Consider the following 25,002-nt stretch of genomic DNA (forward strand, 5'->3'; position numbering starts at 1 on the left):
GCGAGACTTAGCCGTGTCGAATGCATGTTCGAAAGAGTAGATGTTCGCACCGACAAGTTTCGGGTACGACCACGTACATGGGTTTTCAGAGGTTTATCGGAGGTTCGGATGGCAGTCGGTGTTCTGGCGATCGCTGTGTCGATCGGCACCGCACTGGGCGTGATGAGTGGAACTCTCGGCGCGCCCGCTCAAGTCGAGAAGAACGAGTCTTCGAATGCTGCAGTCTCACTTGCAGCCTGGAACGGGCCGGCGCGAACACAGGACACACCTGAGGGAATCGTGCCTTCCGTGCCTTCCAACTTTCCGGGAGCGACGTTGGCGCCCGTGGGAGCGGTGGCAGTGTTCGCGCCGTGGATCAAGAAGGCGGGTGCTCTCTGCTCGGAGGTCACGCCCGCGGTGATCGCCTCGCTGTACTCGGTCGAGAACGGATTCAAGTACGGACCCGACACCGACATCTCACCTGAGGGCGGACGCGGGCCTGGCCGCTTCACCACCGCGGCGTGGACTGCCTACGGCAAAGACGGTGACGGCGACGGGAAGATGGACATTCTGGGCGTCGCCGATCCGGTGATGACAACCGGCTACCGGTTGTGCGATCTCGTGAAGCAGGCGCAGTCCTGGCAGAAGTCCGGTGAAGTCGAGGGCGATACCGTCGACCTCGCCCTCGCGGCATACGACGTCGGGCCCGACGCCGTTCGTGAAGCGGGCGGCGTTCCGGCAGACAAGTCAGGTGACGTTCCCGCCGAGCAGGCGGCCGCCGCTCCGTTTGTCGCCCAGATCAAATCGTTGCAGGACTCGTTCGCCCTCATGCTCGCACCCTTCGACTACAACAACCTCGCCGCTGCGGTGGGCGGCGTCGTCGAGGCCGGTCTGAAGTTTCTCGGATTGCCCTACGTGTGGGGCGGCGGAAACGTCAACGGGCCGTCGATGGGCGGGTTCGACTGCTCGGGCTTGACGTCGTACGCGATCCACGCGGCAACTGGCGTGACGCTGCCGCGGACCTCCGAGACGCAGTGGGGCGTCGGCGTCGAGATCCCGCTCGACCAGGCGCAGCCCGGTGACCTGTTGTTCGGCAATTGGCAGGCAGGCGGACCCGGCCACGTGGCGATCTACGTCGGCAACGGTCAGATGCTTCACGCACCCACGTTCGGCGACGTCGTGAAGGTCGGCCCGATCTTCGCCGGAATGAAAGCTCGCCGCGTGGTGTGAGTGCGCCGGAACTGCAACGCCGATCGAGCAAGAAGCGCCACCCGACCGAGTCGGGTGGCGCTTCTTTTCAGAGCTGGTACTTCTTCAGGGCTGGTGAAGGCGATCAGCTGTGGTAAGGCTCCGCGCTCAGCAGCGTGACCTTCATGGTGCTGCCGTTGGGCAGGTTGTACTCACGCGTGTCGCCGACCTTGGCTTCGAGCAATGCGCCGCCCAGCGGTGAGTTCGGGGAGTAAACCTCGAGCTTGGCGTCACGTGCGCCTTCTTCGCGGGTAGCGATGAGGAACGTCTCGGTGTCACTCTCGTCGCCGTCGTAGTAGACCTTGACTACGGATCCGGGCAGTGCAACACCGGACTGCGTGGGGGCTTCGCCGACCTTGGCGCTGTTCAGCAGCTCCTGGAGCTGGCGAATGCGGGCTTCCTGCTGACCCTGCTCTTCGCGGGCAGCGTGGTAGCCGCCGTTCTCTTTCAGGTCGCCCTCTTCGCGACGCTCGTTGATCTCGGCGGCGATGACAGGGCGATTGGCGATGAGCTGGTCGAGTTCGTTCTTGAGCCTGTCATGTGATTCCTGGGTAAGCCAGGTCACCTGGGTCTCGGTCATCTCGATCACTCCCTAGTAGTCGGAGCCGGGGGCTCCCTCGACGATCGCTGCAACAGCAGCGAACAACGACGCAGAAGCACCACCAGGGGTGCAGCCTTGCCGTCAAACCTTGCGTCAATGCAGCAATACACGGTTCCACCCGGAACCGTGTATCGGGCAATTCTATCACGCATGACTACCCGCCCTGTCCGGCGCCAAACGTCCGGCAGGGTGGGTGCGTCCGAGGTCAGCTCTTGGTCAGGTACTCCGGAACGTCGAAGCTGCAGCCGTAGACGTCGGCCATGCCGGGCGGCTGGGACGTCTTGACCTCGGTGTTGAACTCGAGGGTCTGATGTTCCGAAGGCGGGACGTAGACCTCGCGTCGACCGGTTTCGGAGCCGTCCTTCGAGCGGGCGCGCACGATGCACATCGCTTCACGTGACGAATCGTCACGGGTGACGGTGAAGCGGATCTTCACCGTGGCGTCGTTGGCGATGTCGAACGAGATGGTCTCGGTCTCGATTTCCTTGACTGCGAATTTTCCGTACGCGTAGTACGCGATTCCGCCGCCGACGACGATGACGAGAGCGGTCAGAGCCCACACCATCCACTTGCGGGGACTGCCCGTGCGAGTAGTGCTCGGGTACCGATCTTGGGGAAGCGGTTTGCTCATCACTCTGCTCTCGAAGACTCGAGTTCACGTGTCGTGCAGCAACTGACTGCGCCCCACCGAACTACTGAAGGGGTCACGGCTGCGCCAGGAACTCTCGGGTGGAACTATAGAGGACGTGTCCCGTCGCGCCGTCGGTAGGTTTGACGGCAGTCGGTACGTTTGACGGCAAAGGCTCGGAGCAATTCGAGCGGTACAAAGCGTGTTGGTCGAAGACTGCCGGCGACGGCAATAGGTGAAGTTGAGGTGAACGAACACGTGAGCGGATTCCGGCTCATGGCCGTCCATGCCCATCCCGACGACGAGTCGAGCAAGGGTGCGGCCACCACCGCCCGTTATGCAGCCGAAGGCCACGAAGTGATGGTCCTGACGCTCACCGGGGGTGAGCGTGGCGACATTCTCAACCCGGCCATGGACGTTCCCGGCGTCCGCGATCGAATCAGCGAAGTCCGCCAGGAGGAGATGGCCGAGGCCGCTCGCATCCTGGGCGTGAAGCAGCGCTGGCTCGGTTTCGTCGATTCCGGGCTCCCCGAGGGTGACCCTCTTCCGCCGCTGCCCGAAGGGTGCTTCGCCCTCGTTCCGCTCGAAGAGTCCACGCGCGCTCTGGTCAAGGTGATTCGCGAATTCCGTCCCCACGTCGTCACGACGTACGACGAGAACGGCGGATACCCACATCCGGACCACATCCGGTGCCACGAGGTGTCGATGGCTGCGTACGAAGCCGCCGCCGATCCCGAGTACTTCCCCGAGGACGGTCAGCCGTGGGAGATCAAGAAGCTCTACTACTCGCACGGATTCATCCGTAAGCGCCTCGAACTCTTCCAGGAGGAGTACGAGCGCCGGGGTGAGCCGTTCCCGATGGCGGACTGGCTCAAGAAGTGGAAGACCGAGCGTGGCGACATGATGGTTCGGGTGACCACTCAGGTCACGTGCGGCGATTACTTTCCTCAGCGTGACGACGCTCTGCGTGCGCACGCGACGCAGATCGATCCCAACGGTTCGTTCTTCGCTGTGCCGCTCGACATTCAGCAGAAGATCTGGCCCACCGAGGAATTCGAGCTCGCCAAGACGCGGGTCACCACGTCCATTCCGGAAACCGACCTGTTCGCAGGTCTCGAAGAGGACGCTCAGAAGTGAATGCTCTGTCCGCCGAGGTAGTTCTCGGCACCACACAATTTCTTGCTCAGACCCCGAGTAATCCATCGGGTCCGGAGTTCGGAAAGTCGTCTCCGGTCGGATTGCTGGTCATTCTGGCACTCCTCATCGGTGTGATCCTGTTGGTTCGGTCGATGAATCGCCAGCTCAAGAAGCTGCCGGAAACCTTCGAACCGGATCATCCCGAACTCGATCAGCAGGCGGACGAAGGCACCGATCGGGGAGCGATCACAGCTCCGAGCCCGGCGGAACCGAACGTCTCTACCGAGAAGAAGCCGAAGCAAGAATCCTGAGACGGACGAGGTAGCGACGATGGACCCACGGATGCGGAACAACCTGGGTGGGTCCTCGAGTCCTTACCTGCGTCAGCACGCCGACAATCCGGTCCACTGGCAACAGTGGGGCGAAGAGGCGATGGAGTGGGCGCGCGAGCGCAACGTGCCGATCCTCCTCTCGATCGGGTACTCGGCGTGCCACTGGTGCCACGTCATGGCGCACGAGTCGTTCGAGAACGACGAGATCGCGGCGATCATGAACGCGAACTTCGTCTGTGTGAAGGTGGACCGCGAAGAACGCCCGGACATCGACGCCGTCTACATGAATGCGACGGTTGCGATGACCGGCCAGGGCGGCTGGCCCATGACCTGTTTCCTGACTCCCGACGGTTCACCGTTCTACTGCGGTACGTATTACCCGCCGACGCCTCGCGGCGGAATGCCCTCGTTCACACAGCTTCTCGAAGCGATAGCCGACACCTTCACGAATCGGCGCGACGAGGTCGACAACGCGGCACAGTCGATCGTCACGGAACTTCAGCGCGCGTCCGGCGGAATCCCGTACGGCGGCGCGCCCGTCGATGCGGAGCTGCTGGATGCGGCGGGTCTGTCGATCCTCGGCGACGAGGACATTCCGCGCGGGGGATTCGGCGGGGCACCGAAGTTTCCGCCGTCGGCACTTCTGGAGGGAATGCTCCGACAGTTCGAGCGCACAGGTTCGAACGAGATTCTCGGAGGCATCGAGCGCACCGCCGAAGCAATGGCACGTGGCGGCATCTACGACCAGTTGGGTGGCGGTTTCTCGCGGTACTCGGTCGATGCCGAGTGGGTGGTTCCGCACTTCGAGAAGATGCTCTACGACAATGCGCTGCTCCTGCGGTTCTACGCGCATTGGGCGCGGCGAACCGGATCGGACCTGGCCACCCGCGTCGCCGTGGAGACCGCAGGGTTCCTGCTCGCCGATCTGGTGACCGAGAACGGTTGCTTCGCTTCGGCTCTCGATGCCGACACCGACGGCGTCGAAGGCCTCACGTACGTATGGACGCCGGCGCAACTGGTCGAGATTCTCGGCGAGGACGACGGGCAGTGGGCGTCGGAGTTGTTCCGGGTCACCGATACCGGAACCTTCGAAGAGGGTGCGTCGGTATTGCAGTTGCTCCATGACCCCGACGACTGGTCGCGCTGGCAGAAGGTCTCCGACGCTCTCCGTGCTGTCCGGGCTCAGCGTCCACAGCCTGGCCGCGACGACAAAGTGGTGACTGCCTGGAACGGGCTGACCATCACGGCTTTGACGGAAGCGGGCCTTGCCCTGGACCGGCCCGGTTGGATCGACGCGGCAGCCGAGTGCGCCGGCGCTCTTCTCGACCTTCACCTGGTAGACGGTCATCTGCGCCGTGCTTCCCTCGGCGGGACCGTCGGCACCCCGACGGCAGTGCTCGAGGATTACGCAACGCTTGCGACGGGCCTCCTGGCGCTCTGCCAGGCAACGGGATCTGCGCGATGGCTTGATGCGGCGCAGCAACTGCTCGACGTCACTCTCGATCATTTCGCCGATCCGGCCGAGCCGGGAAGCTGGTTCGACACAGCCGATTTCGCGGAGTCTCTCGTCACCCGGCCCCGAGACCCGTTGGACGGCGCGACGCCTTCCGGTGCGTCGAGCATCGCCGAGGCACTGTTGACCGCAGCGGCGTTGACCGACGCCGAGCGCTCCTCTCGTTACGCCCAGGCTGCGGCGGACGCGATGGCGAGGGCCACGCTGGCGCTCGAGCGTGCGCCGCGGTCGGCGGGACACTGGCTCGCGGTGGCGGAAGCGTCGTTGCGTGGTCCGATACAGGTGGCCGTCGTCGGTGAAGGTTCGCTGTTGGCCAGTGCCCGCCGGCTTGCCCCGGGTGGTGCAGTGGTGGTGGGCGGAGCGCCGGATTCTTCACCGCTGCTTGCAGATCGACCCCTTGTCGACGGTGGTGAAGCCGCGTACATCTGCCGGGGATTCGTGTGCGATCGGCCGGTGACGACGGTGGTGGAACTGGCGAGTCAGTTGAACACGACGAGCCATACCGCGATGTAGTGGCAGATCGCCGCGACGACCGTCGCGGCATGGAAGAACTCGTGGTGACCGAACGTCGTGGGCCACGGGTTGGGCCATTTCGTCGCGTAAAGAATTGCGCCGACGCTGTAGAAGATTCCGCCGACGAGCAGCAGCACCATCGGGGCGACGCCGACCTGGTGTGTCAGTTCGCCGACCACTGGGACGATCGCCCAGCCGAGGAGCAGGTAGAGCGGGACTCCCACCCATTTCGGGGCGGTGGGCCAGAGCATCTTGAGTGCTACGCCGGCGAGCGCGCCGGCCCACACGATCGCAAGAATGATCTTGCCGGTGTCAGTGGGGAGGCCGAGCATGGCGAACGGTGTGTAGCTGCCGGCGATGAAGAGAAAGATCATCGAATGGTCCGCACGCTTCATCCACGTACGGCCCTTGACCGTCTGCCACTGGATGCGGTGATACGTCGCGCTGATGCCGAAGAGGCCGCAGATCGTGATGCTGTAGATCGCGGTTGCCCAGGCCGCCTTGGCGCCTACCTGAGCGCCGGCCACGGACACGAGAACGATGCCCGCCACGACGGAGACACCGAGCGCCCACAGGTGGATCCAACCGCGCATGCGTGGTTTGACCGGAAGCTCGTCGAGCCCGAATGCCGTCATGTGCAACCCCTCTCGTTCCGTGTTGTTGCGAACCGCGTAACCTACGGTACCGTAGGTTACGCACCAGTAGCATAACCTACCTGCGGGTTTTCGACGCGGACAAAAAGCGTGACGGCGCTCGCATGTGGCTGTCACTGCCGGGCGTAGTCTTTGACACCATGGTGATGTCACGGTGAATCTGCGCGGACTGCTGTACAGCATCTACGAGCGACGGCTCCTCAGTCATCTCGACGGTCTCGCACACCCCCGGCACGTAGCCGTTATGTGTGACGGAAACCGGCGATGGGCTCGCGAGAACGGCTTCACCGATGTCAGTCACGGGCACCGCATGGGCGCGCTCAAGATCGCCGAATTGTTGGAATGGTGCGACGCCGCCGGAATCGAGATGGCAACCATCTATCTGCTCTCGACCGAGAACCTGCGCCGCGAACCGGAAGAGTTGGACACACTCCTCGAGATCATCACCGACGTCGTCGAAGAGATCTCCGGGCCCGGCAAGAACTGGAGCGTGCAGATCGTCGGTGCCCTCGATCTTCTGCCCCCCGAGCAGTCCAGGCGATTGCGGGAAGCTGCCGCCGGAACAAGTGGCCGAACCGGAACGCATGTCAACGTCGCGATCGGATACGGCGGGCGGCAGGAGATCGCCGACGCCGTCCAATCGCTCCTACGCGACAAGATCGGTGAAGGTCTGAGCGGAGACGAACTGATCCAGGCCGTCACGGTCGACGGCATCGACAGCCACCTCTACACGTCGGGGCAGCCCGATCCGGATCTGGTGATCCGCACCTCCGGCGAGCAGCGGCTCTCCGGATTCCTGTTGTGGCAGAGCGCCTATTCGGAGATCTGGTTCACCGAGGCGTACTGGCCCGAGTTCCGCCGAGTCGACTTTCTGCGGGCCCTGCGTGACTACGCGGCGCGCCACCGCCGGTTCGGCGCCTGAGTCGTCTCAGAGCTTGCGCAGTCGGAGCCGGTTGATCGTGTGATCGGCGTCCTTGCGCAGCACCAGGGTTGCGCGAGGGCGGGTGGGGAGAATGTTCTCCACCAGGTTCGGGTGATTGATCGAGTTCCAGATCTCCTTCGCCGCGATGGTCGCGTCACGGTCGGAGAGGCCGGAGTAGTGGTGAAAGTGAGCGTTCGGATCGGCGAACGACGTCTTGCGTAGTGCGAGGAACCGCTCGATGTACCAGGCTTCGATGTCCTCGATGCGGGCGTCGACGTAGATCGAGAAGTCGAACAGATCGGAGACCATCAGACGTGGGCCGGTCTGCAGGACGTTGAGGCCCTCGATGATGAGGATGTCCGGCTGGCGGATCAGATGGTACTGGCCCGGGATGATGTCGTACGACGTGTGCGAATACACCGGCGCCGCTACTTCTTCCGCGCCGGACTTGACTTCCGTGACGAAGCGCAACAGCTTGCGACGATCGTAGCTTTCGGGAAAACCCTTGCGGTGCATGATGCCTCGACGCTGGAGTTCCTTGGTCGGATACAGGAATCCGTCCGTGGTGACGAGGTCGACGCGTGGGTGGTGATCCCAGCGGGCCAGGAGAGCTTGCAGCACACGAGCTGTCGTGGATTTTCCGACCGCAACCGAACCGGCGACACCGATGACGAAGGGCACCTGGCGATCGGGATGCTTCTCACCGAGGAACGTGGCGGTGGCCGCGAACAGTCGTTGGCGCGCCGCCACCTGCAGGTGGATCAGACGTGCGAGGGGGAGATAGACCTCGGCGACCTCTTCGAGATCGATCTGCTCGCCGAGACCGCGCAGGCCGTACAACTCGTCCTCGGTCAACACCAGCGGCGTCGACTTACGCAGTGTCCGCCACTGCTTGCGGTCGAACTCGACGTAGGGACTCGACTCGTTGGTACGCGCCATCAGCCCAGCTCACCGGCGCGTAGTGAACCCGGAGCCCGGCGGACGAAACAGCTATGCGAGCAAGCCAGGCGCGAGTGCGCACGATCCGAGTGCATAGTCGGATTGTGCTCGGTGCCACGTCCGGGACTTTCGCCGGGTGGCATTCCGGAGCGAGCGGCTAGGCTCGGTCGTTATGGATCCAGACACACTTGTTCGCCAATATCTGCTGCTCGGACTGGGTTTCGACCGTCTCGAAGACGGATTCGTCGATGCGTTCACCGGTGACCCGGCGTTGCGGAAGCAGGTCGAGAGCGCCCCGAAGCCCGATCCGCGCGAACTTGCCCGCACGGCACGTCAATTGCGGGGCGAACTGGCCGGAAGTGGTCTGAACGCCGAGCGCGCTCACTTCATCGACGTTCACTTGCGCGCCCTCGAATGCTCCGGGCGCAAGTTCGCGGGTGAGGACATCGGCTTCGTGGACGAGGTGGAGGCGTACTTCGACGTACGAATCGCCAAGGGAAACGAGGACGCCTACAGCGACGCTCACCGGTTGATGGGTGACGTTCTCCCCGGTCCGGGACCGTTGGCGCAGCGGGTGCAGGCGCATCGCAAGGCCGACGAGATCCCCGCAGCAAGACTGAACGAGTGCGTCGAGGCAATGTCGAGTGCGCTGCGCGATCTGGTCCGCGGCACGTTCGGGCTTCCCGCGTCGGAAACCGTCGAATACGAAGTGGTGGGGGACAAGCCGTGGTCCGGCTTCAACTACTACCTCGGTGACTACCGCTCCAAGGTTGCGATCAACTCGGACCTGCCGCAGTTCATGGCCAACTTGCCGCGGCTGATCGCGCACGAGTCCTACCCCGGCCATCACACCGAGCATTGCCGCAAGGAAGCCGGCCTGGTCGGGACCGGCCAACTCGAGCAGACGCTGTTCCTGGTCAACACGCCGCAGTGCATCATGGCCGAAGGCCTCGCGGATCTGGCGCTCGAAGCGATAGTCGGCCCGGACTGGGGTTTGTGGGCGCAGGAGATCTACGCCGATCTCGGATTGTCTTTCGACGGGGAGAAGGCGCAACGGCTCTCCACCGCGTCGGGGCAACTGCTGAGCGTTCGTCAGGATGCTGCACTGATGTTGCACGACGAGGGCCGCAGCCTCGACGACGTGGCGCTCTTCCTCGAACGGTGGTCGCTGTCGACGCCGGAACGCGCGCGGCAGTCGCTCAAGTTCCTGTCCTCACCGCTGTGGCGGGCCTACACCAGCACGTATGTCGAGGGATACCGGTTGCTCGGGGGCTGGCTGGACGAGGTGCCGGTAGGCGCAGAGCGCACCGAACGCTTCCGCAGGCTGCTCGACGAGCCGCTGGTTCCCAGCTCTCTGCGTGCTGCCTAGTGCCGGGTGGAGACGGCGGGAGCGAACTTCGTAGACTGGACGCATTCGTTTCCGCATCCAGCTTGGAGATTCTTCGATGACCGCTGTGCCCGGCTCCGACGTCAACTCTGCATCACTCGCCGAACTCGACCCCGAAGTCGCCGAGGCGATGGCTGGTGAATTGGCTCGTCAGCGCGACACGCTCGAGATGATCGCGTCGGAGAACTTCGTTCCCCGCTCGGTTCTGCAGGCTCAGGGCAGCGTCCTGACCAACAAGTACGCCGAGGGCTACCCGGGACGTCGTTACTACGGCGGTTGCGAGCACGTCGACGTCATCGAGGATCTGGCGCGCAACCGTGCGAAGGAACTCTTCGGTGCGGAGTTCGCGAACGTTCAGCCGCACTCGGGCGCACAGGCCAATGCTGCTGTCCTGATGGCACTGATGAACCCGGGTGAGAAGCTGCTCGGCCTCGACCTTGCACACGGCGGTCACCTCACGCATGGCATGAAGCTCAACTTCTCCGGCAAGTTGTACGACGTCGCGTCCTACGGCGTCAGCAAGGAAGATCACCGCATCGACATGGACGAGGTGCGCTCGATCGCCCTCGCCGAGAAGCCGAAGGTCATTGTCGCCGGCTGGTCCGCGTACCCGCGTCAGCAGGACTTCGCGGCCTTCCGTGCGATCGCGGACGAGGTCGGGGCGTACCTGTGGGTCGACATGGCTCACTTCGCCGGATTGGTTGCGGCAAGCCTGCACCCGTCGCCCGTCCCGTACGCGGACGTCGTCTCCTCGACCGTCCACAAGACCCTCGGTGGACCGCGTTCCGGTCTGATCCTGGCGAAGAAGGAGTGGGCGAAGAAGCTCAACTCCGCTGTCTTCCCCGGTCAGCAGGGCGGACCGCTCATGCATGCCATCGCGGCCAAGGCAGTCACCTTCAAGATCGCTGCGGGAGAAGAGTTCAGGGATCGTCAGGCACGCACGCTTTCCGGTGCGCGTATCCTGGCCGAGCGTCTGGGGAACAAGGATGTCGCAGATCAGGGCATCAGCGTCCTGACCGGTGGCACCGACGTCCACCTCGTTCTCGTGGACCTGCGTAACTCGCAGCTCGACGGCCAGCAGGGTGAGGATCTTCTGCACGAAATCGGCATCACGGTCAACCGCAACGCTGTTCCGTTCGATCCCCGCCCGCCGATGACCACCTCCGGTCTGCGTATCGGTACCGCAGCGTTGGCCACCCGCGGATTCGGCGATGCCGAGTTCACCGAGGTCGCCGACATCATCGGTACCGCTCTGGCCGGCAACGCGGATCTGCCGGCGCTGCGTGCGCGCGTCGCAAAGCTCGCCCTCGACCTTCCGCTGTACGACGGTCTCGAGAACTGGGGCCTGCTCAGCAAGAACGTCTAGGAATTTCTTCACCGACGGCCCGGTCCCTTTCGAGGGGCCGGGCCGTCGGTGTTCATGGATTTGCGGTTCATGGACTTGTGGCATCGGTCACATGACCGATGGTGGCGGAGTTCGGCGCTTCCTAGCCTGAGAGCATCACCCCTCAGGCGAAGGAAATCCCATGACCGAACAGAATCTGCATTGGCTCTCCGCTACCGAGATGGCGGCGGAGGTCGCGTCGAACAGTCTCTCGCCCAACGAGATTGCCGAAGCGATGATCCAGCGCGTCGACGCCGTCAACCCGTCGATCAACGCGATAGTGCAGTTCGATCGCGAGCAGGTCACGCGCGACGCGGCCGAACTCTCACGGCAGCAGGAATCGGGCGAGAAGCTCGGCCCGCTGCACGGCGTGCCGTTCACGATCAAAGATCTGACGGCAGTGGACGGGCTGCCGACCACGTTCGGGATGAAGCCGATGGCCGACAACATCGCGACGGGAAATGCCGTCGTGGTGGACAGGCTGCGCGGCGCGGGCGGACTGTTCCTGGGAAAGACGAACACTCCCGAAAGCGGTTACTACGGTGGCACGGACAACCACCTGTACGGGCCGACACACAACCCGTGGAAGGTCGGCAACAGTGCGGGCGGGTCCAGTGGCGGTGCGTCGGCTGCTGTGGCTGCCGGCCTCGGGCCACTCGCCGAGGGCAGTGACGGCGCCGGATCGGTGCGAATCCCCTCGGCTCTCTGCGGGGTTGTCGGGCTCAAGCCGACCACCGGTGTCATCCCGCAGACCATCCTGGCCGGCCGGTTCTACAACTGGGCGTACCACGGTCCGATCACCAGGACGGTTGCCGACAACGCGCTCATGCTCGACATCATGGCCGGGCCGCACAATGCGGATCCGCTCTCGATCGAGCGTGCCGAGACCTCGTACGTCGAAGCGGCGAAGGGTGACGTGAAGGGACTTCGTGTTGCGTGGTCGACGAATCTCGGTCTCGGCCATGTTGATCCGGAAGTACTGGCCGTGTGCCTCGACGCGTTGTCGGCATTCGAGGAACTGGGTGCCCACATCACCGAGGCGACCCCGGAGTGGGGAAATCCGTCGGAATCGATGTGGAACGGTATCTGGGTTCCGGGTTTCGCTTCGGAGTACGACTTGCTCGACTGGGAGAACCAGCGCGGCGAGGTCGATGACAACCTCATCGAGATCATGCACGAGGCTGAGCGGCTCACCGGTGTCGACATCGGGCGGGCCGACGCCTTCCGCGGCGTCATGTGGGACACGTGGACCACGTTCATGAACGACTACGACGTACTGGTTTCGCCGACCTTGGCGTCGGCCACGTTCCCGCTCAGCCAGTTCGCACCGTCGTGGCTCGAGGGAGCGTCGCTGCGTGAGCAGTTGCTCGATTGGCTCTTCACCTACCCGTACAACATGCTCAACAACCCGGCGATCACCGTGCCCGCCGGATTCACCGCCGACGGCCGACCTGTGGGGCTGCAGATCGCCGCACGCCACCGTCAGGACGCACTGGTCCTGCGGACGGCTGCGAACTTCGAGGCAGCTCGTCCGTGGGCCGACAAGAAGCCTGCCGATTCGCTGGTGGTGGCCTAGCTCACACAATTGACTAGATTGGTGTGATGACGTCTGTACTTTCCGATCGCGGCGCGGGACCTGACATGTTCGCGCCGCGATCGCCGGCGGCCGGGGCCTACGGCATTCTCGGCCTGTGCGCCGAAGAACTCCGAGCACGCGGGCTCGAGTACGCGGCAGCAGCGGTCACGTACCGAGATCCGTCGACCGGACGGCATCGGGCCCTGGCGAGTTCCGGATACAACACACGGGTGCTCGAGTTCCTTCTCGACGACTTCGTGGCCGATCGAAATCTCTTCGGCATCATTCGCGAGGCTTCGGGCGTTCCGGTGTTCTGGCAGGACGTGCCACGCTTCGAGCAGGTCGAGTTGGTCACCGATGTTCTGCGGCCGTCCGGGTATGCCGAGGGAGCATCGGTCGCGTTGGGATTTGCCGGCCGTGAGGTGACCGGAATGCTGCACATGAGCTTCGCGGATTCGGGCGTCGTCGATCGTGTGCGAGAGGTGGTGGCGGCGTCGAGTACAGCCTGCTCCCGGGTCGTAGGGGACCAGGTGGCGCTCGATCGCGTCCACCTGAGCCCACGGGAGATTCAGGTTCTGCAATTGGTGGCCAAGGGCGCGGGCAATGTCGAGATCGCCGAAGAGCTGTTCGTCAGCCGACGCACTGTCGCCACCCATCTCGAGAACATCTTCGTCAAGACCGGAACCAATTCGCGGGTTCAGGCAGCGGTGCGCGCCGCCAAGTGGGGTCTGATCGAGTCCTGAGTGACTCCGAATCACACGTGTGGCATTTTGTTACCTGGCGTTCACCAGATGTGCGGCTCGTTCCGTGGCGCGAGTGTCCGATCCGCAGTACCGTCGGCAGTAACGAGTAACCAGAAGTTACTTGTGCGGGAGGTTCTGATCGTGACTGAAACACTCAGTACGAGAGGGCCGGCGCCCGGCCCTTGTTCCAGCTGACACTGCGTCACCTGACACCAGAGCCGTCCGGCCCAGCGAGCTGAGTTTGCGCGGGTGCCGCGCAGACCTAGGAGCCCAACGTGACTGCATCACGCTCCGTCTCTGCCCACTCGGCCCGGGCTGATCTATCAGCCGGGAATCATTCGGGAGATGCACTTCGCACGTACGTCTTGGATACCTCGGTACTACTGTCCGATCCATGGGCTGTCACTCGATTCGCCGAACACCACGTGGTACTGCCACTGGTCGTGATCAGCGAACTCGAAGGCAAACGACACCACCACGAACTGGGATGGTTCGCCCGAGAATCGCTCCGCATGCTCGACGATCTCCGGATCGAATACAGCCGACTGGACCGTCCGGTGCCGATCGGCACCGAGAACGGGACACTGCAGGTTGAACTCAATCACACCGACCCTGCGGTCTTGCCCGTCGGATTCCGCACGGACAGTAACGATTCGAGGATTCTGGCGTGCGCCTTGAACCTTGCGGCAGAGGGCAAGGACGTAGTCCTGGTCAGCAAGGACATTCCGCTTCGTGTGAAGGCAGGCGCGGTGGGGCTACCCGCCGACGAGTATCATGCTCACGACGTCGTGCCCTCCGGATGGACGGGCATGACCGAACTGGACGTCGCCTCGACGGACATCGACGAACTGTTCAACGAGGGATTCCTGGACCTCGACGAGGCGCGAGATCTGCCGTGCCACACGGGCCTTCGCCTGTTGGGTGGTTCGTCGAGCGCGCTCGGACGGGTGACTCCGGACAAGCGCATCCAGTTGGTGCGCGGTGAGCGCGAGGCGTTCGGATTGCACGGCCGCTCCGCCGAGCAGCGCATTGCGCTCGATCTCCTCATGGACGAGAGTATCGGCATCATCTCTCTCGGCGGTAAGGCAGGCACCGGTAAGTCGGCCTTGGCTCTGACGGCAGGTTTGGAAGCCGTTCTCGAGCGCCGCACTCAGCGAAAGGTTGTCGTCTTCCGTCCGCTGTATGCCGTTGGCGGACAAGAACTCGGCTACCTTCCCGGTAGTGAGAGCGAGAAGATGGGCCCGTGGGCTCAGGCCGTCTTCGACACTCTCGACGGGTTGGCCTCGCCCGAGGTCCTCGAGGAGGTTCTCGCCCGGGGAATGCTGGAAGTGTTGCCGCTGACGCACATTCGCGGTCGGTCGCTTCATGATTCGTTCGTGATCGTGGACGAAGCGCAGTCGCTCGAACGAAATGTTCTGCTGACAGTGCTTTCTCGTCTGGGAACCGGCTCGCGAGTGGTTCTCACGCACGACGTCGCGCAGCGAGACAACCTGCGAGTGGGCAGGCACGACGGAGTTGCGGCCGTCATCGAAAAGCTCAAGGGTCACCCGCTTTTTGCGCACATCACACTCACGCGCAGTGAGCGTTCGCCGATCGCCGAGTTGGTGACCGACATGCTCGAGGAGTTCGGCCCCACTTCCTGAGAAGTGATCTCCCCGTGCGGACTTCGGTCTGCACGGGGAGATGTCTGCGTTTGAAGTTGTTCAGTTTTGCAGCGGTCCCAGTTCGTTGTCGAGAACTTCCTGCACGACACGCATCGCCGCCAGTCCGGCCGGAGCGCCGCAATACGCGCTCGCGTGGATCACGGTTTCGACGATCTCGGTGCGCGTCAAGCCGTTTCGCAATGCCCCACGTACGTGGCCTTTGAGTTCGTTCTCGGCGCGCAGCGCGATCAGCATCCCCAGATTGATCAGACTACGACTGCGGCGATCCAGTCCCGGGCGCGTCCATACCGAACCCCAGACGTTGGCCGTCACGAAGTTCTGCAGTTCTTCGCTGTCCGTTCCGCGGGTGCGCTCGAAGGCGGCGTCGACGAAATCGGCCCCCATGACTTCGGTGCGCACAGCCAATCCGGCGTCGAAGGAGTCAGGCGTGGTGTTTTCGGACATGGCAGGTTCGCTCGCTTTCGGCAGGTGATTTCAGGCCGGAGCAAGCCTACTTCGTGTCCCGGTCCCGACGACTGCGCGGCCGACCGCGGTCACCACACCCCACGCGACGTCTCGCAGACTGAAATAGTCTCGCCAGACGGAGATCTTGCCGTCGCGCAGTTCGAAGGTTCCGCACACCCAGAATTCGATGCGCAGCGGCCCGACAGTCAGAATGTCGGTGCGTTCGGTGAGCACCGTGGACTCGTCGCCGACGATGTGGTGCATCTCCGCCTCGAATTTCAGAGAAGGCTTGGTGACCAGACGTAGCGCTCGCACGACGGTCTTCTTGCCTCGCAGTGTGGGGAGCGAGACGTTTTGCCACACGATGTCGTCTGTCATCAATTCGGCTGCGGTGTCCACGTCGAAATCGGTGAGGGCTGCGAACATTGCGTTCACCGTGGCTGTCGAACTACTCATGGGGTGTCCTTGGCTGATTTATTCGGCCGGTGTTGCCCGGATGAAGGTACCGAGATGATCGTGATCGAAGTACTCCAAGGTTAGCGAGTTTCCGTCGAAGGTGGCCTTCGAGACAGTTCCGGCCGGTGCGTTTTCGCCGCTGAGGGGGAACGTGAAGGTGTTTCCGTCCCAGTGGGTCAGAGGGTACGTCGCGGCCGCGGGACCCATGGTCAAGGTCAGCGCACCGTTCTGCTGCGTCACGAGCGCGGGACCCCAGTACGGATTGCCGTAGTCGCCGGTCAATTGGTCTGTCGGTGGCGCGGGAGCGGGGGAGGCCGGCGGCGTCTTCCCGGCAAGTTCGCCCTCAGGGTCGGCTTGTGAGGCAAAGGACGCTTCGTACAGCGGGCGCCACTCGCGGGTGATCTTCCCGAACTGCACCAGATCGGCGAATTCGGCGGTCAAGGTCTCTGCGACGCCGGTAGGCGTGCCGTTGGTCAGAACGACTATGCCGACGTCAGCGGAGGGAATCGTCACGAAATTGGTCCCGGCACCGAGCAGGAAGGCGCCGGAGTGGCTGGCTGTCACACGGCCTGCCGCGCTGTCGGAAACATTGAACCCGTAGCCGTAGAAGCCGGAGCGTTCCCCGATTTCCTGCGCATGGCGCGAGACGATTTCCGGGTTGACTGCGGGCACGAGCGCATCCGTCTCAACGACCTGCTGCCCCTGATACCGACCGCCCGACAGCACCATGTCCAACCACTTGGCCATGTCGTTCACCGAGGAGCTGACTCCACCGGCGGGGGATTGGGCGTCGGCGTCCCGAACCGGCCCTACCTTGTACTTTCCGTCTTCGAGGATGTGGCCCACTGTTCGATTTTCTCGGGCTTGGTAATCGGCGAACCGCGAAGACGTCGACGTCATACCGAGCGGACCGTAGATCGTGTTCTGCGACAGCGTTTCCCAATCGGTGCCCGCCGCGGCTGCAACGGCCTCCGCACCGGCAGTGACGCCGAAGTTCGTGTACTCGTAGGTGATTCGGAAGGGATTGAGCGGTAGTTGGCGAAGTTTTTCGAGCACCTGGGCCCGGTTGTAGCCCAGGTCCTCCAGCCCGTCGCCGGCGTGGTCCGGTAACCCCGACCGATGCGTGTAGAGATCGGAGATCGTGAGGTGGTCGGTCACCCACGGATCGGCAAGCGCAAACCCCGGCAGTTTCGAGATCACCGGAGTGTCCCAGTCGACGGTCCCGATTCCGACTTCGTGGGCGACCACCGTGGCCCCGACCGATTTCGACACCGATGCCAGTTGGAACACGGTGTCGGCATCGACGGTGGCGCTCTTACCCAACTCGCGAACCCCGAATCCCTTTGCGTACACAGTCTTACCTCCGTGCACCACGGCCACCGCCATGCCGGGAACACCGGAACTTGCCATGAGGTCGTTCGCGAGGCCGTCGAGCTTCCCGACCGCGTCGTCGATTTGCCCGTCCGGGATCGGGACCCCGGCATCGAGGCCCGGGCTGGCGTCGCTGACGACCGGCCCGGGCGCCGAGGTCGTGTCGGAATCGGACGAGCACCCGGCGAGCAGGGCGACTGTGAGTACGACAGGAACCGCGGCCGCTGACAGTCGAGAGCTGTTTCTACTGGTGATGGACACGAGAATCTCCCTAGCGGGGTGTCGTCGGTACCACTCGGTTGATTCAGTATCGGGAATTGTTGGGCTGATAGTGGGACAAATCGGAAAACCGTATGTCTACTTCGGCGCCTTGGTTGTCAGGCTGGCGAGAATCGAACCTTCGGTAACCGGTTTCCAGGGGAGCAACAACGCGACCAGCAGTGCGGTGATCAGTGCTGCTCCCACCGTGAAGTACGACGCGATGGCGAAGCCTTCCAGGCACGCGGTCTTCATCGTGAGGATCAGACTTTCCTTCTGCTGCTCGAAGAGCGGGCTGATGTCGCGCGAGCGGATCTCGATGACGCTGAGTACCGACTCGCGAGCGAAGCCCTTTTCCTGGGCGGACATCACGGCGTCAGGGATGGCGTCGACGATCGGGGCCACCTTGGATGTGTAGTACGACGCGACGATCGAGCCGATGACGGCGACGCCCAGTGTCCCGCCGAGTTCACGCGTCGTGTCGTTGACTGCCGATCCTGCGCCCGCTTCGTCGAGGGGGACCGAGGACATGATGGAGTCGGTCGCCGGGCCCTGGACAATCGCGAGGCCGAGACCCATGAGCACCATCGAGATCACGACGGGTCCGAGATAGGGGGTATTGACGGTCGTCTGGCCCGCCAGGAACATGCCGCCGCTGAGGACGAGGAGGCCGAACACCATCACTGCTGTTGTGCCGAGTTTCTGTGCCGCCAAGGTGGCGACCGGGGCGCCCACGGCAACGGCGGCAGCGAAAGGCAAAGAGTGGATGCCGAATTCGAGCGGCGAGTACTCCCGAACGCCCTGGAAGTACTGCGTGATCAAGAACAAGAATCCGAACATGCTGAAGTAACTGACCGCAATGGCCAAGGCGGGGAACGAGAAACGTCGGATCCGGAAGAGATTCATGTTCAGGATCGGCGCGTCGGTGCGGAGTTCCCAGAAGACGAATGCGGCCAACAGCGCTGTCGCAGAAAGGTATCCCGTGATACTGAACATCGACACCCATCCGCGGTGCGGTGCGTCGATGATGGTCCATACCAGAACGACGATGCCAAGGAGCGAGAGAATTGTTCCGACGAAGTCGAAGCGACCGACGTGGAACGCCTTCGACTCCGGAACAACCAACAGCACGCCGACGATGACCAACAAAGCGGCCGGAACGTTCATCCAGAACACCGAGTGCCAGGAGAAGTGCTCGAGCAGCCAACCGCCCGCCGTCGGACCGATGGCAATTGCGAAGCCGGCCATTGCGGTCCAGGCTGCGATGGCAATGGCTCGTTCTCTGGCGTCGGTGAAGATGTTCGTGATCATGGCCAAGGTAGCCGGAAAGACCGCGGCGGCAAAGACACCCATGGCGGCTCGCGCCATGATCACCTGTTCGAGGTTGGAAGCCAAAGCCCCGACGAGCGACATTGCGCCGACGCCGATCAGACCGATGATCATCACTCGGCGGCGTCCGAAGCGGTCACCCAGGTGGCCGAAGGTCAGGAGGAACCCGGCGAAGGTCAACGTGTACGCGTCGACGATCCACTGCAGATCGCTGACGCTGGCGAACAGGTCGACGCTCATCGTCGGCAGCGCCACGTTGACCACCGTGTTGTCCAGCACGACAAGGAGTTCGGCGAGGCAGATGAAGATCAGCGCAGTGAAGCGACGGGATTTTGTCATCATGGGCGCCGAGAGCGCCGGTGCAAGTGTGTGAGACATGTTTGTACGCCATCTCTGCTCCTGCGTGAACGGCAGCAGCGGTTGGAAGTAGGGTTCGTCAGCTCGGGGCTGAGACCAGAGCCTTGAGGTGAGCGCCGATGCGATCGAGAGGCGCCGTGGTGTGTTGAGCTTTTGCCATCAGCGTCGCGCCTTCGATTGACGCGATCACGACGGTTGCCCACTGTGCTGCAGTCTCGGACGGCTGTCCCTGCTGCCAGAAGAACGATGTGAGAAGCGATTCCCACGAGGTGAAGGATTCGCCCGCAGCAGTTAATGCCGCCGGCGTCGACGCGCCCTCCACTGCCGCGGCTGCGACCGGACAGGAGGAGGTGAAATCGCTCTCTACCAAGCTGTTTCGAAATATCGTGACAACCGCGTCGATGATCTCCGGTGGGGAAGACTGAGCGATCATCGAACTGATGGCGGCACTGACGCCCCGGCCGAAGTAGGCAACTGCTTCGCCGGCCAGCTGTCCTTTGCCCTCGGGAAAGTAGTGGTACACCGACCCGCGGGGAGCTCCCGAGCGTTCGACGATCTCGGTGAGCGAGGTCGTCGCGATCCCGTGTTCCCGGAAGGCATTGATGGCGCCGACCAGCATCAGAGTGCGGGAATCGGAGTCGGCCATCCCGCCATCGTATGCAATCGCAGTGCTGTTCGAATCATCTGGTGCCGCTGATTCTCTTGGTGCTCCCCACTTGCGACGCGCTGCGGCGATCGGACAACGCGCCTGCGGGCCGGTCATGGCAACGAGGCGTCTCGAGGTGTGTTCATCACTGCCTCCCAGTATGTCGATCGGTATAGGAACGAATCTGAGACTAGATGTAACCGACAGACACAGTCAAGTGTTGTGTGCAGGTGGTGGGTATTGATGGAGATTCTTAGTGGCAAAACTGCCCGAACAGTGGTTATATCGTGCGGTATAGAGCTGTTGCTTCGAGCACCAGCTTCGGAGGAGAGGAAACGGCATGCCGGTACCGACGTCAGTTGCACGAAAACGAAGAATCGAAGTCGCAGTCGGGAAGTATTTTGCCAATCCGCTGGTCACCGGATTGAATCGGATCGGTTTGATGCCGTCGTTGATGACCGAGATCGAGACGGTTGGACGCCGAACCGGTCTGACCCGCCGAGTGCCCGTTGCGATCACCTACGACGGTGACGAGGCGTGGGTCATTGCGCAGCATGGCACCGGCACGGGGTGGGGTGCCAATATCTCTGCGATACCGAAGGTTCGGATCCGTCGCCGCGGCGAGTGGGTGGACGGACAGGCCCAGATCATGCCGGACGACGACGTGCCGGCGCGGGTGAAGACATTTGCGTCGGGGAAGATCAGATCGGCGCTGACGGCCTCTGCCTTTCGCGGATTGCAGACCGACCCGGTCAGTGTCCGCATCAGGCTCGCACTCGATCCGTCAACCGATTGAATCAACGGGAGTTGAAATGGTCGGTGCGGAATGACCCGGTGCGTTCTCGTCGTTGACGAATGCAGCGGTGGCGCGATCGCCACTGCACACGACGAAGGAGCAGGGTCATGCGCATCGGAATCATCGGAGCCGGTCAGATCGGTGGCACGCTCACACGCAGGCTCGCTGCGCTCGGTCACGACGTACGCGTCTCGAACTCGCGCACACCGGACACACTTGCCGAGTTGGAGGCCGAGACGGGTGCGAAGGCAGTCCGCAGCACCGAGGCCGCCGAGGGTGCCGAACTGGTCATCGTGAGCATTCCTCAGAAGAACGTGGTCGATCTACCGTCGGGGATCCTCAGCGGCGCGGTCGCCGGCGCCCCGGTTATCGAGACCAACAACTACTACCCGCAACAGCGTGACGGATTGATCTCCGCCATCGAGGACGGGCAGCCCGAAAGCGCATGGGTGCAGGAGCACCTGGGTGTGCCGGTGTTCAAGGCATTCAACGGAATCTGGTGGAAGCATCTCCTTGAGAAGGGACTTCCCGAAGGTGCTGAGGGGCGCATTGCGCTACCCATCGCCGGTGACGACGACGTGAACAAGCAGGCCGTGTTCGATCTGATCAATCAGTTGGGCTTCGATCCCGTCGATGCCGGAACGATCGAGGACTCCTGGCGTCAACAGCCGGGAACCCCGGTGTACGGCAAGGACTTCGATCGTGAAGCGACGCTGAAGGCGTTGGCCGAGGCGAGCCCCGAGCGTACCGACGAGTGGCGGGCAACCACCACGGTGTAGGCAAAAGAGTGGCGGTTTCCACTTCGGAAACCGCCACCCTTGGGACCATTTTCAGTCCTTGACCTTCGCCATCGCCAGAACGTCGAGACGCTTGTCGAGTTCTTCCTCGCTCAGCTTGTCCGGGACGAGTCCGCGCTCGATGACGACCTGACGGATCGTCTTCTTCTCCTTCAGTGCCTGCTTCGCCACAGCGGCGGCTTCCTCGTAACCGATCGCCGAGTTGAGCGGCGTCACGATCGACGGCGACGATTCGGCGAGTGTCTTGAGGTGCTCCTCGTGCGCGAGAAGTCCACTCACGCACTTGTCCGCGAACAGTCGAGAGACGTTGGCCAGCAAGGTGAACGACTCCAACAAGTTGCGGGCCATGACCGGGATGTAGACGTTGAGTTCGAAAGCGCCGGCAGCGCCGCCCCATGCGATGGCGGCGTCGTTTCCGATCACCTGAGCCGCAACCTGTGTGGTTGCCTCCGGCAGGACGGGGTTCACCTTGCCGGGCATGATCGAGCTACCCGGCTGTAGGTCGGGTAGTGCGATCTCGCCGAGCCCGGTCAGCGGACCCGATCCCATCCACCGAATGTCGTTGGCAATTTTCGTCAGCGAGACGGCGATGGTGCGCAGCGCGCCCGACGCCTCTACCAGTCCGTCGCGCGCGGCTTGCGCTTCGAAGCTGTTCTTCGCCGGAGTCAGCGCGTCGACACCGGTCGACTTGACCAGCTCGGCAACAACTTTGGGGCCGAATCCGTCCGGAGCATTAAGGCCGGTACCGACTGCCGTTCCGCCGATCGGCAGCTCGCCGAGGCGGGGGAGTGTTGCGTTGACGCGCTCGATGCCGGCCTCGATCTGACGTGCGTAGCCGCCGAACTCCTGACCGAGCGTGACCGGTACAGCGTCCATCAAGTGGGTGCGTCCGGACTTGACGACGGTCTTCCACTCGGTGGCCTTCGTGGCAAGCGCAGCATGCAGATGTTCCAGTGCCGGAACAAGATCGGTGACCGCTGCCTCGGTAGCTGCGACGTGTGTTGCGGTGGGGAACGTGTCGTTGGATGACTGCGACATGTTGACGTGGTCGTTGGGATGGACGTCCACGCCGGCGGCCTTCGCGATGGACGCGATGACCTCGTTGGCGTTCATGTTCGAACTGGTTCCCGAGCCGGTTTGGAAGACGTCGATGGGGAACTGATCGTCGTGCTTGCCTTCGGCGATCTCGTTCGCGGCGGCGATGATTGCGTCGGCCTTGTCCGCGTCGAGCAGACCGAGGTCTTTGTTGACTTGCGCGCACGCTGCTTTCAGCAAGCCCATTGCGCGAATCTGGGTGCGCTCGAGGGGGCGCCCGCTGATCGGGAAGTTCTCGACCGCGCGCTGGGTCTGTGCTCGCCACAGTGCGTCGATGGGCACCCGAACTTCGCCCATGGTGTCGTGTTCGATTCGGAACTGTTGATCGTTGCTCTCCGTCATGGCTCCACATTGCCACTTTTGGAGAGCGGGCAGGGGACTACGTCCCCCGTGAGCGGTTGAGGAGTGCAGGGACTCCTTAACCACTCACGGGGCGGAGCCCATCAGAACGTCGGGGGAACCGCGCCCTCTTCGCCGTCGAAGTCGACGGAGCTGTACTCACGGAGCTTTTCGAGACGGTGGTACGCGTCGATCATGCGAACGGTGCCGGACTTGCTGCGCATCACGATGGACTGCGTGCTGGCGCCGCCGCCGTAGTAGCGGACGCCGCGCAGGAGGTCACCGTCGGTGACGCCGGTGGCGCAGAAGAAGACGTTCTCGCCCGAGACGAGATCTTCGGTGGACAGGATCCGATCGAGATCGTGACCGGCGTCGATGGCCTTCTGACGCTCTTCGTCGTCGGTGGGCGCAAGCTTGCCCTGCAGCGATCCGCCCATGCAGCGCATGGCTGCTGCGGCGATGATGCCCTCGGGCGTTCCGCCGATGCCCACGAGCATGTCGGTGCCGGACTCCGGACGCGCTGCGGCAATGGCGCCGGCAACGTCACCGTCGGAGATCAACCGGATACGAGCGCCGGTGTCGCGCACGTCCTGGATCAGCTGGTTGTGACGCGGGCGGTCCAGGATGCAAATCGTGATGTCGGAAACCGACGCCTTCTTGACCTTGGCGACACGCTTGATGTTCTCGGCGATAGGCGCGCTGATGTCGATGACATCTGCAGCGTCCGGTCCGACAGCGATCTTCTCCATGTAGAACACGGCCGAGGGATCGAACATCGCGCCGCGCTCGGCAACAGCCAGAACGGAGATCGCGTTGGGCATGCCCTTGGACATCAACGTGGTGCCGTCGACCGGGTCGACGGCGAAGTCACAGTCGGGACCGTCGCCGTTTCCGACCTCTTCGCCGTTGAACAGCATCGGCGCTTCGTCCTTCTCGCCTTCACCGATGACGACGATGCCGCGCATCGAGACGGAGGAGACGAGCTGACGCATCGCGTCGACGGCTGCTCCGTCGCCGCCTTCCTTGTCGCCGCGGCCTACCCAGCGGCCGGCAGCCATAGCACCGGCTTCGGTGACTCGGACCAATTCGAGTGCGAGGTTACGGTCCGGGGTCTCACGATGAGTGCTGCTGGCCGTCATGTGCGGTGCCTCCTGGCGCGGTCGCGGTCGACGGGGTGTGTCGACGCAGTGGTTTCTTCAGGCGTCATTGTCCCAGATGGGAGCGGCTACGTGCGCTGTCGGGTCGCTGCACGGACGTTTTGTCGCGCTGGAGGGGGACCGGGAATCGTATCCAGAGCGGAGTACCTGGATACTGGGGGTGTGGCATCGAAGAAACCCCGCATTCTCGAAGACAACAAAGACATGGTCTGGTCTCTCGTACCGTTGGTGCTGTTCTGCATCATCATTGCGGGCATCGCCAGCCAGTGCACGTTCAGTCCCGGCGGCCCGACGCAGGGGCCGATCCCGAGCGTCGACGTGGACGCAGCTCTGAACTACGACGCGAAGGAACTCGGATTTCCCATCCGTAATCCCGGTGTTCCGGACGGGTGGACCCCGAACTCCGGCAGTCGCAAGATCATTTCCGGTGATGGCGGCGGTGATTCGAGCACTGTGGGATTCATCACGACCAGCGGTCGCTACATTCAGCTGACGCAGAGCAACGCCGAGGAATTCCCGTTGGTGTCACACGTTGCCGGTGGACAGCGATTCGCGACCGGAGTCGAGACCGTCGGTGCCGATACGTGGAATGTCTTCGGCGGCGAAGGCGTCGAGTCGATCTGGGTCACGGACGTCGGAGATGTTCGCCTGTTGCTCACTGGCGCGGCGACGCCGGAAGAGTTCCGGACTCTTGCCGAGAAGGTCGGCGCAGCGCAGCCGATCACCCCTTAGGGTTTT

General features: G+C 63.2%; 24 protein-coding genes. 13 read left to right on the forward strand and 11 right to left on the reverse strand.

What is annotated here, in order from left to right; genetic code table 11:
• Positions 1–108 precede the first annotated feature (108 nt).
• Entirely contained in the window at positions 109–1,209 is a 1,101-nt protein-coding gene (locus ACFQ6Y_RS12005) for an NlpC/P60 family protein (RefSeq protein WP_378632374.1), read from the forward strand.
• Between the two features lie 103 nt (positions 1,210–1,312).
• Here the strand turns inward: ACFQ6Y_RS12005 and greA are convergent, their stop codons facing one another.
• The gene (gene greA, locus ACFQ6Y_RS12010) at positions 1,313–1,807 is read right to left on the reverse strand and encodes a transcription elongation factor GreA (protein WP_007726385.1); all 495 of its coding nucleotides are present in this window, start codon (positions 1,805–1,807) and stop codon (positions 1,313–1,315) included.
• 226 nt (positions 1,808–2,033) lie between these two features.
• Positions 2,034–2,459, reverse strand: coding sequence for a DUF4307 domain-containing protein (locus ACFQ6Y_RS12015; RefSeq protein ID WP_230814194.1), 426 nt, complete (start codon positions 2,457–2,459; stop codon positions 2,034–2,036).
• Positions 2,460–2,714: 255 nt separating this feature from the next.
• Here ACFQ6Y_RS12015 and mca point away from each other — a divergent pair, with 255 nt between their 5' ends.
• Genes mca through ACFQ6Y_RS12030 form a run of 3 tightly spaced genes read left to right on the forward strand, consistent with a single transcriptional unit; the run spans position 2,715 to position 5,951 of the window.
• A complete protein-coding gene (gene mca / locus ACFQ6Y_RS12020) occupies positions 2,715–3,593 on the forward strand; it encodes a mycothiol conjugate amidase Mca (RefSeq protein ID WP_378450041.1) in 879 nt (292 codons plus the stop codon).
• Positions 3,590–3,904 (forward strand): hypothetical protein, encoded by a 315-nt coding sequence (locus tag ACFQ6Y_RS12025; protein WP_007726381.1) that lies wholly within the window; start codon positions 3,590–3,592, stop codon positions 3,902–3,904. The genes mca and ACFQ6Y_RS12025 overlap by 4 nt, the downstream gene beginning before the upstream one ends.
• Before the next feature lie 19 nt (positions 3,905–3,923).
• The gene (locus tag ACFQ6Y_RS12030) at positions 3,924–5,951 is read left to right on the forward strand and encodes a thioredoxin domain-containing protein (RefSeq protein WP_378632376.1); all 2,028 of its coding nucleotides are present in this window, start codon (positions 3,924–3,926) and stop codon (positions 5,949–5,951) included.
• On the opposite strand, the gene ACFQ6Y_RS12035 is transcribed toward ACFQ6Y_RS12030, so the two are convergent.
• On the reverse strand, positions 5,918–6,586 hold the full coding sequence (locus tag ACFQ6Y_RS12035; protein WP_230814192.1) for a hemolysin III family protein: 669 nt from the start codon (positions 6,584–6,586) through the stop codon (positions 5,918–5,920). The two genes, ACFQ6Y_RS12030 and ACFQ6Y_RS12035, sit on opposite strands and share 34 nt — an antisense overlap.
• A 172-nt stretch (positions 6,587–6,758) precedes the next feature.
• Between ACFQ6Y_RS12035 and ACFQ6Y_RS12040 the strand changes: the two genes are divergently transcribed.
• Complete coding sequence (locus ACFQ6Y_RS12040; RefSeq protein ID WP_378632385.1) at positions 6,759–7,526, forward strand: isoprenyl transferase; 768 nt, start codon at positions 6,759–6,761, stop codon at positions 7,524–7,526.
• 6 nt (positions 7,527–7,532) lie between these two features.
• On the opposite strand, the gene coaA is transcribed toward ACFQ6Y_RS12040, so the two are convergent.
• Positions 7,533–8,465, reverse strand: a complete 933-nt coding sequence (coaA, locus tag ACFQ6Y_RS12045; RefSeq protein WP_378539526.1) for a type I pantothenate kinase — start codon at positions 8,463–8,465, stop codon at positions 7,533–7,535.
• 172 nt (positions 8,466–8,637) lie between these two features.
• Between coaA and ACFQ6Y_RS12050 the strand changes: the two genes are divergently transcribed.
• The 5 genes from ACFQ6Y_RS12050 to ACFQ6Y_RS12070 all read left to right on the forward strand — a co-directional run bounded on the left by ACFQ6Y_RS12050 (position 8,638) and on the right by ACFQ6Y_RS12070 (position 15,198).
• Positions 8,638–9,834, forward strand: a complete 1,197-nt coding sequence (locus tag ACFQ6Y_RS12050) for a DUF885 domain-containing protein (protein WP_378632387.1) — start codon at positions 8,638–8,640, stop codon at positions 9,832–9,834.
• A 76-nt stretch (positions 9,835–9,910) separates the two neighbouring features.
• Positions 9,911–11,218 carry a serine hydroxymethyltransferase gene (glyA, locus tag ACFQ6Y_RS12055; RefSeq protein ID WP_378632390.1) on the forward strand — a complete coding sequence of 436 codons (1,308 nt, stop codon included), beginning with the start codon at positions 9,911–9,913 and terminating at the stop codon, positions 11,216–11,218.
• Between the two features lie 160 nt (positions 11,219–11,378).
• Positions 11,379–12,812 carry an amidase gene (locus ACFQ6Y_RS12060; protein WP_378632393.1) on the forward strand — a complete coding sequence of 478 codons (1,434 nt, stop codon included), beginning with the start codon at positions 11,379–11,381 and terminating at the stop codon, positions 12,810–12,812.
• Between the two features lie 26 nt (positions 12,813–12,838).
• Entirely contained in the window at positions 12,839–13,555 is a 717-nt protein-coding gene (locus ACFQ6Y_RS12065; RefSeq protein WP_378632396.1) for a response regulator transcription factor, read from the forward strand.
• 275 nt (positions 13,556–13,830) lie between these two features.
• Positions 13,831–15,198, forward strand: a complete 1,368-nt coding sequence (locus tag ACFQ6Y_RS12070) for a PhoH family protein (RefSeq protein ID WP_003945274.1) — start codon at positions 13,831–13,833, stop codon at positions 15,196–15,198.
• Between the two features lie 60 nt (positions 15,199–15,258).
• Here the strand turns inward: ACFQ6Y_RS12070 and ACFQ6Y_RS12075 are convergent, their stop codons facing one another.
• The 5 genes from ACFQ6Y_RS12075 to ACFQ6Y_RS12095 all read right to left on the reverse strand — a co-directional run bounded on the left by ACFQ6Y_RS12075 (position 15,259) and on the right by ACFQ6Y_RS12095 (position 20,080).
• Positions 15,259–15,663, reverse strand: a complete 405-nt coding sequence (locus ACFQ6Y_RS12075; RefSeq protein ID WP_003945227.1) for a carboxymuconolactone decarboxylase family protein — start codon at positions 15,661–15,663, stop codon at positions 15,259–15,261.
• Between the two features lie 30 nt (positions 15,664–15,693).
• Positions 15,694–16,119 carry a limonene-1,2-epoxide hydrolase family protein gene (locus ACFQ6Y_RS12080; RefSeq protein ID WP_378632400.1) on the reverse strand — a complete coding sequence of 142 codons (426 nt, stop codon included), beginning with the start codon at positions 16,117–16,119 and terminating at the stop codon, positions 15,694–15,696.
• Positions 16,120–16,137: 18 nt separating this feature from the next.
• A complete protein-coding gene (locus tag ACFQ6Y_RS12085; protein WP_378632403.1) occupies positions 16,138–17,751 on the reverse strand; it encodes a serine hydrolase in 1,614 nt (537 codons plus the stop codon).
• Between the two features lie 96 nt (positions 17,752–17,847).
• Entirely contained in the window at positions 17,848–19,419 is a 1,572-nt protein-coding gene (locus ACFQ6Y_RS12090) for an MFS transporter (RefSeq protein WP_378632873.1), read from the reverse strand.
• Between the two features lie 94 nt (positions 19,420–19,513).
• The gene (locus ACFQ6Y_RS12095) at positions 19,514–20,080 is read right to left on the reverse strand and encodes a TetR/AcrR family transcriptional regulator (RefSeq protein WP_003945239.1); all 567 of its coding nucleotides are present in this window, start codon (positions 20,078–20,080) and stop codon (positions 19,514–19,516) included.
• A gap of 340 nt (positions 20,081–20,420) precedes the next feature.
• On the opposite strand from ACFQ6Y_RS12095, the gene ACFQ6Y_RS12100 reads away from it, so the two are divergent.
• Together ACFQ6Y_RS12100 and ACFQ6Y_RS12105 are read left to right on the forward strand one after the other, a co-directional pair.
• Positions 20,421–20,876: a nitroreductase family deazaflavin-dependent oxidoreductase gene (locus ACFQ6Y_RS12100; RefSeq protein WP_378632406.1), complete on the forward strand. Its 456-nt coding sequence runs from the start codon at positions 20,421–20,423 to the stop codon at positions 20,874–20,876.
• Positions 20,877–20,935: 59 nt separating this feature from the next.
• Positions 20,936–21,655 carry an NADPH-dependent F420 reductase gene (locus tag ACFQ6Y_RS12105; RefSeq protein WP_378632409.1) on the forward strand — a complete coding sequence of 240 codons (720 nt, stop codon included), beginning with the start codon at positions 20,936–20,938 and terminating at the stop codon, positions 21,653–21,655.
• A 51-nt stretch (positions 21,656–21,706) separates the two neighbouring features.
• Here the strand turns inward: ACFQ6Y_RS12105 and ACFQ6Y_RS12110 are convergent, their stop codons facing one another.
• Both ACFQ6Y_RS12110 and glpX read right to left on the reverse strand, forming a co-directional pair.
• Positions 21,707–23,110: a class II fumarate hydratase gene (locus ACFQ6Y_RS12110; RefSeq protein WP_378632412.1), complete on the reverse strand. Its 1,404-nt coding sequence runs from the start codon at positions 23,108–23,110 to the stop codon at positions 21,707–21,709.
• Positions 23,111–23,211: 101 nt separating this feature from the next.
• Positions 23,212–24,246 (reverse strand): class II fructose-bisphosphatase, encoded by a 1,035-nt coding sequence (glpX, locus tag ACFQ6Y_RS12115; protein WP_003945202.1) that lies wholly within the window; start codon positions 24,244–24,246, stop codon positions 23,212–23,214.
• A 180-nt stretch (positions 24,247–24,426) separates the two neighbouring features.
• Here glpX and ACFQ6Y_RS12120 point away from each other — a divergent pair, with 180 nt between their 5' ends.
• Positions 24,427–24,996 (forward strand): DUF4245 domain-containing protein, encoded by a 570-nt coding sequence (locus ACFQ6Y_RS12120; RefSeq protein ID WP_378549679.1) that lies wholly within the window; start codon positions 24,427–24,429, stop codon positions 24,994–24,996.
• Positions 24,997–25,002 lie beyond the last annotated feature (6 nt).

Origin of the sequence: Rhodococcus sp. NPDC056516, assembly GCF_042794655.1 — a bacterium.
Classification (GTDB): Bacteria; Actinomycetota; Actinomycetes; order Mycobacteriales; family Mycobacteriaceae; genus Rhodococcus_F.